Consider the following 12,906-nt stretch of genomic DNA (forward strand, 5'->3'; position numbering starts at 1 on the left):
ATGTTATAATAGCTCTTTAATTTTAGCTGGTTCTTTCATTAATAACGTTCCTATTAGAAAAGCGTCTGCACCACTTTTCTTTAAATCTTCTATATCTTCCCTTGATGAAATTCCACTTTCTGCTACTTTTAATTTATCATTAGGAACTAATGGCAAAATTTCTTTTACATTCTGTAATTTCAATTCTAATGTACTTAAATTTCTAGAATTTATTCCTATTATTTTGGCTCCAGAATTTAAAGCTATTTCTAAATCATCTATATCATGTACCTCCACTAATGGTTCTAATTTATAAGACCTTGCATAGTCTAAAAGATTTATAAGTTCTCTTTCAGTAAGTATCCTTACTATTAATAGTACACTATCTGCTCCTAAATTATATGCAGTATCGATTTGTCTTTCCGTAACAACAAAATCTTTCATTAATATAGAGATTTTTACTGTATTAGCAATATTTCTAAGATTCTCATATGAACCTCCAAAAAACTTATCCTCAGTAAGTACACTTAAGCCTATAGCACCATTCTCTTCCATTAGTTTAGCGTACTCGATCGCGTCTCTTTCAGCAAAAAAGCCAGATGGAGAACGTGTCTTATATTCAGCTATAATTGCAGTCCTTTTTTTCTCTTTAGCATTCAAAATACTTTCATATAGTGAATAAATTGGCCTTGATCTTTGCATACTTATATATGGTCTATTAAGAGCATTATCTACTACTTCCTTTAACCAACCACTAAGATATCTAGGCATCTATCATACTCTATTCAGAAAATTATAAAATATCTTTTGACCAACTGCTGTTCCTATACTTTCTGGATGAAATTGAACACCGTATATCCTTAGATCAGAATGATGAATAGCCATTATCTCATTATCTTCCTTTGATATAGCATCAATTATTAGAGGGTATTTAACATCGTCTATGACTAGACTATGATACCTAGTAGCCTTAAACTCTTGAGGAATAGCAAAATATAATGACGTATTTGAATTATGTAATATATTACTTACTTTACCATGAAATACCTTTCTTGCTCTTCTTATTCTAGCACCAAAAGCATAACCTATAGCCTGATGACCTAAGCATATACCTAAAATAGGAATTTTCTTGCCTAAATTTCTAATAACGTCTATAACTATTCCTATATCTTCTTTCTTATCTGGAGATCCAGGACCAGGAGAAATAATTATCCTATCTGGATTCATTCTTTCTACTCCGCTTAGAGTTATTTCATCATTGCGTATGACTATAGGATATGTTCCTAATTCACCAACAGACTGTGCTATATTATATACGAAACTATCGTAATTATCTATAATGAGCGTAATATCCATTTTACTTCCCCAGAGCAGCTAATAATGCTTTCATCTTATGTTCAGTCTCTAAATATTCCATTTCTGGAATAGAATCATAGACTATACCTGCTCCTGCTTGAATTCTAATTATGTCATCGTTAATAAATGCTGTGCGAATAGATATGGCAAACTCACCAAAGTTCTGGGATAAAGTTCCTACTACTCCCGCATAAGGACCTCTTTTATAGGGTTCTAATTCTTCTATGATGTTCATAGCCATAGGTTTTGGAGCTCCGCTAACAGTACCTGCAGGAAACATAGCTTTCAATACATCAAGCACAGTGTAATTTTTCCTGATTGTCCCAATTACTTTACTTACTATATGTTGCACATGACTATATTTCTCGACATACATAAATTCTGGAACCTTAACAGTGCCTGGAACAGAAACTTTTCCTAAATCGTTTCTTGCTAAATCTACAAGCATTAAGTGTTCCGATCTTTCTTTTTCAGAAGATATCAACTCTTGTTCTAAAGAAAGATCTTCTTCTTTACTAGAACCTCTAGGTCTAGTACCTGCTATTGGATATGTTTCTGCTATATCATTTTGAAGGGAAAAAAGCAATTCTGGACTAGATCCTATCAATTTTCTCTTATCAAACTTTAAATAAAACATGTATGGAGATGGATTTATCTTCCTTAAGTTATAATAGAGCTTCATTATATCGCCCTTAAATGCGTATCTATAAAACCGAGAAAGAACAACCTGAAATGCGTAGCCAGCTCTTATATATTCAAGAATCTTATTCACACCATTTTCAAATTCCTGTTTTTTCATAGATTCGTCATAGAAATTTACCTTTAGATCTTCCATTTCTCCACAATTATATGATTTTAAATCGCCCTCTACATACACTTTTCCAGAGTTATGATCAAATACTATAACATTTTCAGGCAAGAAAAATTCTGCGTATGGCCAGTCTTCAGAACTTGGCTTAAGATCCTTAACTCTTTCCCATTGTCTAATTACATCATAAGATATATATCCTATCAAATTCCCTAAGAATCTTGGATTAAATTCATAATTTGTAGGCGTTATATTTTTTGCTACTTTATCTTCAAAATTTTCACTGGCATGTACATTAATGTAATTTTTAGCACCCCAAGCTATTATACTATATCTTGACATATTTTGAGGTCCACTGACACTTTCTAATAAGGCAGCATATTTCTCAGAACTTTCTATACATTTGAAAACTTCGTATGGTTGAGCAAAAGAAGTTATTGGATATACTTCCATTTTAATACGCCAATTATTGTTTTTATTTTATCTAAATCTTTTTTTCCAGGAAATGATTCCACGCCACTGGATATATCTATCCATGCAGGGTTGAGCTCAATATAATTTTTAATATTTGAAGGATTTATACCACCTGCTATTCCTAAATCTGGATAGTTATTAAGAACTTTCCTTGCATAACTTAAATTCAATTTTTCTCCTTTTCTTGGAGAATCTAACAAAGCCAAATCTGTAACTTTGTATACTTTATCTATGTACTTTTCATATTTTTCGTCTCCAGGAACATATAATATGAATTTTCTATTATATGTAGTAAGCTCATCTAATTCATTGTCTTCTAGAATCCTGTGTATTTGGATTATATCGGCTTTTTCTCCATCTTTAATTATATCACATATTTTCCCATTTGCTCTAACATAGACTATAGGTTTAGTAGAAAAATGCTTAGCTATCTCTAAAAATTGAGATTTAGCGAACCTAGGACTGTTCTTTTCGCTAACGATTCCTAGCATATCAACGTCCATATTGGAAATTTCAATAATATCCTTTAAGGTAGAAATTCCACATATCTTAATCTTTGTTGACACCTGCTTCCACCATTAGGCTTCTTAGTTTAGAAATATCACCATTACCTTCTATAATTTCATATATTTTTCTGAAAACTGTTTCAAATAATTGTGAAGATAATTCATAACTATCGTATAAATCTTTTGTTACTCCAGTAACATAAAGAGCGAAAGCCGAATTTATTTTTATAAAGTTCTTAATATATTCGTCTTTATTATTAATTGCTCTCAGTATTCTTATTGCGGAATCCTTACTATCTTTTACTATAATTTTGTCAATAGATATTTTTTCTTTTAGAAATTCCGAATAATTTACGATATAAGATTCTATTTTATTGCCTTTTAGCTCATAGACATATGTATTACCGCATGGACTTACTTCGTCTATACCAGGTTCTCCATGAACTAATAATAGTCTATCATACCCTAAACTTAAGCCTGCAGCAATAATTTTCTCTAGATATGCCCTCGAAAATACTCCTATTATTTGCTTCTTTATTCCAGCAGGATTAGTTAAAGGTCCTAAAATATTAAATATAGTCCTTATACCGAGCGTTTTTCTTATGTTGGCTACATTTTTCATTGCAGGATGATAAAGTTGAGCGAATAGAAATACAAATTTATACTTGTCAAATAGTAGCTTTGCCTTTTCTGGAGTAATAGATATATTATATCCTAACGTTTCAAGTAAATCAGCACTACCACTTTTACTACTTGCTGCTCTGTTTCCATGCTTAATTACTGGATATATTTGACTTACGAGTATAGCGGATATTGTACTAACATTCACTGTGCCATAGCCATCTCCTCCAGTTCCTGCAGTATCTATAGCATCGCCAAGATAAACCTTTAGCGCATGAGAACGCATAGATTTAGCGAAACCAGATATTTCACTTACACTTTCACCTTTAGTCTTTAATGCTGACAAAAAAGCAGCAGATAAAATCTCTGGCATAGAACCAGACATTATACTATTAGCTATTTCCTCAGCTTCAGTTTCTTCTAAATCTAGTTTTTCTGTAACCTTATTGAGAAGTTCTTTAGAACTCATTTAAAACTCCCCTGAAATATTTAACAAGAGAAATTGCAGAGTTTATTCCGTTTTTCTCTATTTCTTCAATATATGCTGTACCTATAGCTATTCCGTCTGCTCCTGCTCTCAATGCCTTTCTCATATCATTAACATCTGAAAGACCAAATCCTACTACTAGTTTATTTTCAACTAATGTTCGTACGCGTGTTATTAAAGAATCTACACTAACTGGTATTGGTACACCGGTAGTAGGTCTTACACCATAATATAAAAACATATCAGAATTCTTTGATACATTATGAATCATAGTATCTGGAACTGATGGAGCGGTAAATATAACAGCCTTTAAACCTTTTTCCCTTATCTTATTAACATATTTTTCATATTCATCAACAAAATCTATCAGCAAATCAGGGAATAATATACCGTCTATTCCTATATTATGGAGTTTTTCAAGGAAAGTATCTAATGAAGGCAACCAATCTTCTAAATATGTTAATATAACTATAGGAACATCTATTTTTTCTCTAGTTTCCTTCAACAATTTCCAAGTTTCTTCTTCTGATAAATTAACTGCTTTATAGCTTCTTCTTATAACTGGCCCATCATACTTAGCATATTTAGGTTTCATCCCTATTTCTAATATATCAGAACCTTCTTTTACTGAACTTTGCATAAATTCTAGGAAATCTTTGTTATTTGGATATCCCAAAGTTAAATATGATACTAACCATTTACTCATTTTTGACTCCTGTTAAGCATTAATTCGTAATTAGGAAGATCCAACAATCCGTGACCACTTAAGTTAAACACTATAACCTTCTTTTCATTATTCTTCTTAGCCTCTAAAGCCTCATCTATCACTGCCTTTATAGCATGAGCTGATTCTGGAGCTGGTACTATACCTTGAGCTTGCATGAAAATCTTAGCTGCCTCAAATATTTCAGGTTCACTGTATTCTCTCCATTCGATCATTTTTTCTCTTATTAGCAGACTAAGAGATGGAGCAGCTCCATGATATCTTAATCCTCCAGCATAAATAGGAGGTGGAACGTAGTCCTTGCCTAACGTTATCATCTTAACTAATGGCAACATCCCTGCGCTATCTGGATAATCGTACATATAGTCTCCCTTACTAAATTTTGGAATTTCGTATGAACCAACTGCAATATACTTTTCTCCTTTTTTAGCACCTAAAAACGGAAACGCAAATCCACCAAAATTACTTCCACCACCTACGCATCCTATAAGTATATCTGGTTCTTCTCCTATTTCATCCATTTGTCTCATAGCTTCTTGTCCTATTATACTCTGATGTAATATCGCAACGTCTAGAACGCTTCCTACAAGATATTTATATTCGTTTTTTAATGCGTACTCTATTGCTTCACTCATAGCAATACCTAGTGAACCTGGATGATCTTTGTTTTCAGACAAGATTTTCTTTCCAAAATCTGTTATATCTGTAGGACTAGCATAAACATCTGAACCATATAATTGCATAATAGTTCTTCTTTGCGGTTTTTGCTGATAACTAACCTTAACCATAAATACGGTAGCTGATATATCAAACATTCTCGCTGCAAGTGCAACAGCAGTACCCCATTGACCAGCACCAGTCTCAGTAACTACATGAGTTATTCCTTCTTCTTTAGAGAAATACACTTGTGGAAGGGCAGTATTTATCTTATGTGAACCCGTTGGAGTAGCTCCTTCAAATTTAAAGTATATTTTTGCAGGCGTGTTAAGCATTTCTTCTAGTCTTTTTGCCCTTAAAAGAGGAGTAGGTCTACCTAGATTAAGATATGCGTCCCTAACTTCTTCCGGAATCTTTATAAAACGTTCTACAGTAAATTGTTGCCTTAAAACTTCTTTTGGCATTATTTTTCTTAACAGATCTATTCTTGAGAAATCTGCATCTTGTGGATCTCGTGGAGGAGGCAAAGGCTTAGGTAGATCTGGAATTATATTATACCAATATTTTGGTAAAATTTCTTCTCTTTCTTTTTCTACCATTGGTACAACAAAGACACCAAAAGTAAATAAAAGTTCAGCTATATAAATGCTTAGTATGTATCAAAAGATGAAAACTCACCCTTATATTCCTCAAGTTTATATTCTATGTTTTCAACTTTAGACAATGGAGGACCTTTTCTTATTATATCAAGGAGTTTGTTTAATGACTCATCATATCCTTCCGCTACAACTTCAACACTACCGTCTGGTAAATTCTTTGCATATCCCTTAATTCCTAATCTTATAGCATTTATCTGAATATACCTCCTAAAACCTACTCCTTGTACTATTCCAAATATTCTTACATACATTCTTTTTAACATTAAATCACCTCAGTGTCGCTCCACTTCTTCACTGATCTGATTTTTCCCTTTCATCACAAATATATTTTAACTCTTTATCTACCTTAAAAGTAATGATCAAAGTCGCAATAGCTGGTTTAGGAAACTGTGCCTCTATGTTAATTCAAGGTATCTATTATTATAGACAAAAAGGAAGGAATTATATAGACGGTCTTATAACTCCATTTATAGGTAATTATTCTGTAAGTGATATAGAAATAGTAGCTGGTTTTGATATCTCAAAGAATAAAATAGGAAAAGATCTTTCGGAAGCTATTTTTGAAAGACCTAATATAACACCTAAAATTATTGATATGGAAAAAACTGGCATAAAAGTAAAGAAAGGTCCATTACTTGACGGAGTAGCACCACATATGCAAAATGTCTTTAATCCAGAAGATAGCGGAAGGGAAGAAGATGTAGTTCAAGAACTTAAGGATAGTAAAGCAGATATCTTAATAAACATGTTGCCTGTGGGAAGTGAGAAAGCGTCGAGAGCTTACGCTAAAGCCGCATTAGATGCTAATATAGCATTCATAAACGCAATTCCAGTTTTTATAGCAAGCGATCCAACTGGAGAATTTCCTAGGCTATTTAAAGAGAAAAACCTTCCTATAGCAGGAGACGACATTAAAGGCCAAGTAGGTGCTACGATATTTCATAGATCCATAACTTCTTTATTTAGAATGAGAGGAGTTAAAGTAGAAGAGACTTATCAATTAAATGTTGGCGGAAATACTGATTTTCTTAACATGAAAACCGAAGAGAGACTTTATTCTAAAAGAATAAGTAAGACTAAAGCAGTAACAAGCACTTTAGATGACCCAGAAGAAATAGAAAGCGAAGGAAAAATTAGAATAGGCCCTAGTGATTATATACCATTTTTAGGCAATACAAAAGTTGCTTACGTCTACGTAAAAGGATATGGATTTGCTGGAATGCCAATAAAAGTAGAAGCTAGTTTAGAGGTTGATGATAAGTCTAATTGTGCTGCGGTTCTTGTTGATGTCATAAGAGCAGTAAAACTGGCTTTAGATAGAAAAATTGGTGGGCCATTAACTCAAGTATCGGCTTTCTACTTTAAACATCCCCCTACACAAGCGAAAGATGATGAAGAAGCATACAGATGGTTTAAAGACTTCATTATGTGAAATTTGCGAAGAAAAAGAAGCTAATTATGTATGCAGATTATGTAAGAGAAAAGTATGCGAGAATGATTTCAATAAAGAAAAAGGGATATGTAAAGTTTGCGAAATGAGTATTTGCGAAATTTGTAATGAAAATCTATCCATAGGCTACTGTGAAATTTGTGGAAGACTAATATGCGAAAAATGTACAGCTTATTCCAATGGTACAAGTAGAATATGCGTCGAATGCATTTCGAAAATAAATAAAGGTAAAAATTAATTATTTTATCTAGATTTATTTAATATTAACTTCTGCTCTACACTAGCTACTAATCTTCTGGTATAGATAACAGTATCGGGATTTACACTTATACTGTCTATTCCTGATTTTACTAGAAATTCTGCAACTTCTGGATAAACACTTGGAGCTTGTCCGCAAATAGACACTGTCTTACCATATTTATGTGCAGTCTTTATTAAGTTTCTCATGGATCTTAAAACAGCTGGATTTCTTTCATCGTAATATCCCATTCTTCCAAGTATTTCGGAATCTCTATCTACTCCAAGTGTAAGTTGTGCCAAATCATTACTACCTATGCTAAATCCATCAATTATCTTAGAGAACTCATCAGCTAATATTATAACTGAAGGAACTTCTGCCATTATCCACACTTTAAAATCACTTCCTCTCTCTAATCCCTCATCTTCCATAATCTTTATTGCCTTCTTAAGCTCTGGAACAGTTCTAACAAACGGGAACATTACCCAGACATTCTTTAGCCCCATCTCCTCTCTAACTTTCCTTATTGCTTTAACCTCTAATCTAAATGCAGGCTCATATTGTGAACTTATATATCTAGAGACTCCTCTCCAACCCAACATTGGATTTCTCTCTTCTGGCTCGAACTCTTCACCACCTATAAGTCCTCTATACTCATTAGTCTTAAAGTCAGAAAATCTTACCACAACTGGTCTAGGATAAATTGCACTAGCTACTTTAGCAACACCGTCTGCTAATTTATTTACAAATTCTTCAGGCTTCCCGGTTTTAATAAGATAGAGAGGATGATATTTAACCCATTCACTGACTATGAACTCTATTCTCATTAATCCTATTCCATCAAATGGTAAATCAACATATTTTTCTACTATATCTGGCTGTCCAAGATTCATATATATCTTAGTACCTGTTATAGGGTAAAGGCTAAGCAAAGTATCCCTACTTAATCCTTGCACACTTTCTGTTGCCTTCTCCTCTTTCTTTTCTTCTATAATTCTGCCTTCATATACAACTCCTCTAGTAGCATCTACAGTTATTTCTTCTCCATCTTTTATTACCTTTGTACCTTCTTTTGTACCTACTATTGCAGGAATACCTAGTTCTCTAGATACTATAGCCGCATGACTAGTTATTCCTCCTTCATCAGTAACTATACCAGACGCAATTTTCATAACTGGAACCCAATCTGGATCAGTCATCCTAGTTACTAATATGTCGCCTTTTTGAAAATCTTTAGCATCTTTTACTTCTAATATTACTCTAGCCTTACCACTAGCTATACCTGGACTAGCAGCTAGTCCTTTAACTAGTATTTTCCTTTCGCCTATCTCTTTAGTAGTTTGGGTAGTTTGAGGTTTTCTAGAGCTCCAAAAAGTTTCTGGCCTTGCTTGTACTATAAACACATTATCTGGAAAAGATAAATCAGAATCTATAGCCCATTCTATATCCATTGCTCTTTCATAATGTTTTTCTATTTTTAATGCGAGTTTGGCCAATTCTATAGCTTCATTATCATTTATACTAATTTCATCCGCTTCTTTACCCAAAGTTACTTCTTTATTAGTATTTTCATTTGGATCATAGAAAATTTTAATATTTTTATGAGATGTTTTCTTTTCCACTATTTTCAAAGTAGATTTTTCAATAACTATTTCATCTGGAGTTACTTTTCCTCCTACTACAGTCTCTCCTAATCCCCAAGAAGATTCTATAACTATATAATTAGTGTCGCCAGTAGCCGGATGCAAAGTGAACATAACTCCAGCCGATCTAGAATTAACCATTTTCTGAATTATCACTGCAATCCCAACTTTTGTTGAATCTATGCCTTTTGCAAGCCTATATTCTATAGCTCTAGCATTAAATAAGCTAGCCCAAACTTCTTTAATTTTATTAAGAAGCTCATTTCTCCTTACGTTAAGATATGTATCTTGTTGACCAGCAAAACTTGCATTAGCTAGATCTTCTGCAGTAGCTGACGATCTTACAGCCACTAGGATTTCTTTTCCAATTTTATTAGCTAATTCGTCATATGTAGAAAGAATAGCCTCTTCCAGATCTTTAGGGATTGGAGAAGAAAGAATAATTTCTTTTATTTTGCTACTAGCAACTTCAGAATCTTTTTCCTGAACTAAAATCTCGTTAATTTTCTCATGAATACTATTATACGAAATAAAATAATAATATGCCTTAGACGTAATGACAAATCCCGGCGGAACACGAATGTCGAAACTTACAAGCTCGCCTAAATTAGCGCCCTTGCCCCCAGCAAGCTCTATCATGTCTTTTCTAAGTTTTGAAATATCAAGAATATAATCCCCTTTTAGAAGCTGTTCGACAATAGGCTTTCACCATATATAGATTCTAATTCTAAGTTTAAAAATCTGCTTAGAATATATAAACTAACAAAAAACATAGTATATAAAGAAAATAATAATTTACAGAATTTACTTCATATTACTTTTGAGGAGCATTAGCCTTCTGTGCGGATGTAACGAAAGAAGGCAATTCTGGGAAGTTTTCTTTCATTCTCTGCTCTGCTATAGTAGATGCTTCAGCCAAGATCTTTCTAGCCTCTGGACTAGATGGAGCTTGTTCTATATTACCTCCAGTAAAGTCTCCTGCCTCTATCACAACTTCTTGCAATCCTTCTTCTACATCAGCTAACTCTAAACTTAGTTCTGGCATCATTCCATGCATGGATGTCCTTAATTCCTTAACTACACCTATTACTGGGATAAGATTTGTAAATACGTCTCCTAACTCTGTAACAGTTTCAAGTCTTAATTCAACTTGCTCTAATGCTATTTCTGTGGCTATTAGCTGTTTTGTAACTTTTCTTATTTCGGATATCTCATTAGCATACATAGAAGCTCTTGCTGAATCTTTTGACATTTGAGCTTCAACTACTCTCTCGAATAGAGTTCTATCTCTTTCCTGCATTTTCGAAATATAGACGTCTAACCTGCTTATAGTAGACTTTAATTTATAGTGCGCCATTACTAATTTATATCGTAATGGCTGTTGAGTCTTAAAAGCGCCTTTAAGTTTCTCAGCCAAACTTTGTTCTTGCTTACCGTTCCAGCCTTTAACGAATTCTTCTACCTTATTTGCCATTTTAATCTAAGTGTAAACTTCACAAGATGCTAATTTAATACTCAAAGCATATAATACGTCGTGGTGCTCCAGTAAATGTCGACCAAATTTTCTGTTAAATTACTAGGAGGAAGGCTTATATTGGAAAACATTTCTGGAAGAAAATTATTGATTAGAGAAATTATATTAAGATATAAAGTATCTACAATTACTCCAGAAAAAGAAGTTGGACTTAAAACTATTTCAGACGAAATAAGGATGGAGAAAGAAATTGAAAATAATTCAAAAGTTGAAATTCCATTAACTATAAACGATGTAGTAGAGATATCGATAATTTATAAAGACGGTGATTTTACTTTGAGGGAGGATATTTCCTTATAATTTTCTCTATTATAGGAGAAATCTTTTTAACAATATTCTCATCGCTTTTCAATTCTTCAGGCCATTCTCTACCTAACTCCTCCTTAAATTTCCTAGTAGCGTCTATTCCTATTTTACTTCCTAAAGGTGGATATAGTGTTGTATGATCTAAGGAATCTGTAAGAGCGTTAGAGATTACAATAACGTCTCTAGAAGGGTCTACGGTAGATGCTATGGCATATATAACTTGATTTACATCATGAATATTAACATCAGAATCAACAATTATTATCATTTTTAGTAAGCTCAGTTGTCCATTTCCCCATAATGCCATCATTACTCTTCTAGCCTGTCCAGGATAATATTTCTTAATAGAGAATATTCCTATTCCAGTAAAAAGTCCATATTCTGGTAAGTTCATATCCACCAAATCTGGGATTATCATTTTAAGAAAAGGTAAGAATAATCTCTCGACGGCCTTGCCTATCCACGCATCTTCTAATGGAGGTTTACCTACAGAGGTAGCATGAAAAATTGGACGTTCTCTAGTAAAACTTTTTTCAAGCTTGAAAACTGGATAATAGTCCTGTGGAGTATAATAACCTAAATGATCTCCAAAAGGTCCTTCCAATCTTAAATCATTAAGATCTACATATCCTTCTAGTACTGATTCTGCATGAGACGGAACTAATATACCGTTGTCTAATTCATGTACATCTACTCCTTCGCCTCTTAAAATTCCAGCAAATAAATACTTATCTAATCCTGGCGGGACTGGAGAAGCTGCAGTGAAAGCTATTACTGGATCTACACCATTGACTATCGCTATTGGAATCTTATTTATTCCGCTTTCTTTATATTTCATTGCTGTTAAAGCCCCGCGTTTAAAAGCCTGCCAGTGAATTATAGCCTCTTTATCGTTCAGTATCTGAACCCTATATACACTTAGATTGTTCACTCCAGAAGGATCTTTAGTTATAATTATAGAATATGTTAAATATCTGCCTGCGTCTTTTGGCCATGTCTTTAAGGCTGGAATTTCATTAAATGTTATACTTGAATCTTTAAAATCTGGTTTTTTGGACTTAGGCAAATATTTACCCATCTGCATCATATCTGGTAATGATCTGATTTTATCGAAAAAATTTATTGGTAGATTATTTAAATTAGAAAGAAAAGATTCAGTTATAGATTCTAAATTGTTTGTTCCAAAAACATCATATACGTTATTTATAGAACCAAAAACGTTTGTTATTATCTTCCAATTTTTAAAATTTTTAATATTATCAAAAATTAGTGGGGGTAGACCAAGATATGTACATCTTCTTGATATTTCTGCTATTTCTAAAATGGGATCTACTTCATCTTCAATATGTATAATTTTATTCCTGCTCTCCATAAATTTTATATAATCTCTCAGATCTTTGAATGCCATAGTATAAAGTAGAATAATACAAAAAGCTTATATTTTTATGGAAATCAGCTTTTGCG

General features: G+C 33.0%; 14 protein-coding genes. 3 read left to right on the forward strand and 11 right to left on the reverse strand.

Annotated features, from left to right (window positions below; all coding sequences use genetic code 11):
- Positions 1 to 3 precede the first annotated feature (3 nt).
- From trpC to DFR85_RS26435, 8 genes are read right to left on the reverse strand one after another with little or no spacing between them, the layout of a single operon-like run.
- Positions 4 to 750 (reverse strand): indole-3-glycerol phosphate synthase TrpC, encoded by a 747-nt coding sequence (gene trpC / locus DFR85_RS26400; protein ID WP_110270850.1) that lies wholly within the window; start codon positions 748 to 750, stop codon positions 4 to 6.
- A gap of 3 nt (positions 751 to 753) precedes the next feature.
- Positions 754 to 1,335 (reverse strand): aminodeoxychorismate/anthranilate synthase component II, encoded by a 582-nt coding sequence (locus DFR85_RS26405; protein WP_110270851.1) that lies wholly within the window; start codon positions 1,333 to 1,335, stop codon positions 754 to 756.
- A gap of 1 nt (position 1,336) precedes the next feature.
- Positions 1,337 to 2,596, reverse strand: coding sequence for an anthranilate synthase component I (locus DFR85_RS26410; RefSeq protein WP_110270852.1), 1,260 nt, complete (start codon positions 2,594 to 2,596; stop codon positions 1,337 to 1,339).
- On the reverse strand, positions 2,578 to 3,183 hold the full coding sequence (locus DFR85_RS26415) for a phosphoribosylanthranilate isomerase (protein ID WP_168367197.1): 606 nt from the start codon (positions 3,181 to 3,183) through the stop codon (positions 2,578 to 2,580). The genes DFR85_RS26410 and DFR85_RS26415 overlap by 19 nt, the downstream gene beginning before the upstream one ends.
- Positions 3,167 to 4,213: an anthranilate phosphoribosyltransferase gene (trpD, locus tag DFR85_RS26420; protein WP_110270854.1), complete on the reverse strand. Its 1,047-nt coding sequence runs from the start codon at positions 4,211 to 4,213 to the stop codon at positions 3,167 to 3,169. Before trpD ends, DFR85_RS26415 begins: the two co-directional genes overlap by 17 nt.
- Positions 4,203 to 4,937, reverse strand: coding sequence for a tryptophan synthase subunit alpha (trpA, locus tag DFR85_RS26425; protein WP_110270855.1), 735 nt, complete (start codon positions 4,935 to 4,937; stop codon positions 4,203 to 4,205). Before trpA ends, trpD begins: the two co-directional genes overlap by 11 nt.
- Entirely contained in the window at positions 4,934 to 6,211 is a 1,278-nt protein-coding gene (locus DFR85_RS26430) for a TrpB-like pyridoxal phosphate-dependent enzyme (RefSeq protein WP_110270856.1), read from the reverse strand. The genes trpA and DFR85_RS26430 overlap by 4 nt, the downstream gene beginning before the upstream one ends.
- 50 nt (positions 6,212 to 6,261) lie before the next feature.
- Positions 6,262 to 6,534, reverse strand: a complete 273-nt coding sequence (locus DFR85_RS26435) for an acylphosphatase (protein WP_110270857.1) — start codon at positions 6,532 to 6,534, stop codon at positions 6,262 to 6,264.
- Between the two features lie 92 nt (positions 6,535 to 6,626).
- On the opposite strand from DFR85_RS26435, the gene DFR85_RS26440 reads away from it, so the two are divergent.
- On the forward strand, positions 6,627 to 7,703 hold the full coding sequence (locus DFR85_RS26440) for an inositol-3-phosphate synthase (RefSeq protein WP_110270858.1): 1,077 nt from the start codon (positions 6,627 to 6,629) through the stop codon (positions 7,701 to 7,703).
- Positions 7,663 to 7,959, forward strand: coding sequence for a hypothetical protein (locus DFR85_RS26445; protein ID WP_110270859.1), 297 nt, complete (start codon positions 7,663 to 7,665; stop codon positions 7,957 to 7,959). Before DFR85_RS26440 ends, DFR85_RS26445 begins: the two co-directional genes overlap by 41 nt.
- A gap of 5 nt (positions 7,960 to 7,964) precedes the next feature.
- Here DFR85_RS26445 and ppsA read toward each other — a convergent pair whose 3' ends face one another.
- Positions 7,965 to 10,301, reverse strand: coding sequence for a pyruvate, water dikinase (gene ppsA, locus DFR85_RS26450; protein ID WP_110270860.1), 2,337 nt, complete (start codon positions 10,299 to 10,301; stop codon positions 7,965 to 7,967).
- Between the two features lie 115 nt (positions 10,302 to 10,416).
- Positions 10,417 to 11,076 carry a cell division protein CdvB1/B2 gene (gene cdvB1/B2 / locus DFR85_RS26455; protein WP_110270861.1) on the reverse strand — a complete coding sequence of 220 codons (660 nt, stop codon included), beginning with the start codon at positions 11,074 to 11,076 and terminating at the stop codon, positions 10,417 to 10,419.
- Between the two features lie 75 nt (positions 11,077 to 11,151).
- Between cdvB1/B2 and DFR85_RS26460 the strand changes: the two genes are divergently transcribed.
- On the forward strand, positions 11,152 to 11,436 hold the full coding sequence (locus DFR85_RS26460; RefSeq protein ID WP_110270862.1) for a hypothetical protein: 285 nt from the start codon (positions 11,152 to 11,154) through the stop codon (positions 11,434 to 11,436).
- Here DFR85_RS26460 and DFR85_RS26465 read toward each other — a convergent pair.
- Complete coding sequence (locus tag DFR85_RS26465) at positions 11,408 to 12,850, reverse strand: UbiD family decarboxylase (RefSeq protein ID WP_110270863.1); 1,443 nt, start codon at positions 12,848 to 12,850, stop codon at positions 11,408 to 11,410. The genes DFR85_RS26460 and DFR85_RS26465 overlap by 29 nt on opposite strands.
- Between the last annotated feature and the right edge of the window lie 56 nt (positions 12,851 to 12,906).

This window comes from Acidianus brierleyi (assembly GCF_003201835.2).
In the GTDB taxonomy this organism is placed as follows: Archaea; Thermoproteota; Thermoprotei_A; order Sulfolobales; family Sulfolobaceae; genus Aramenus; species Aramenus brierleyi.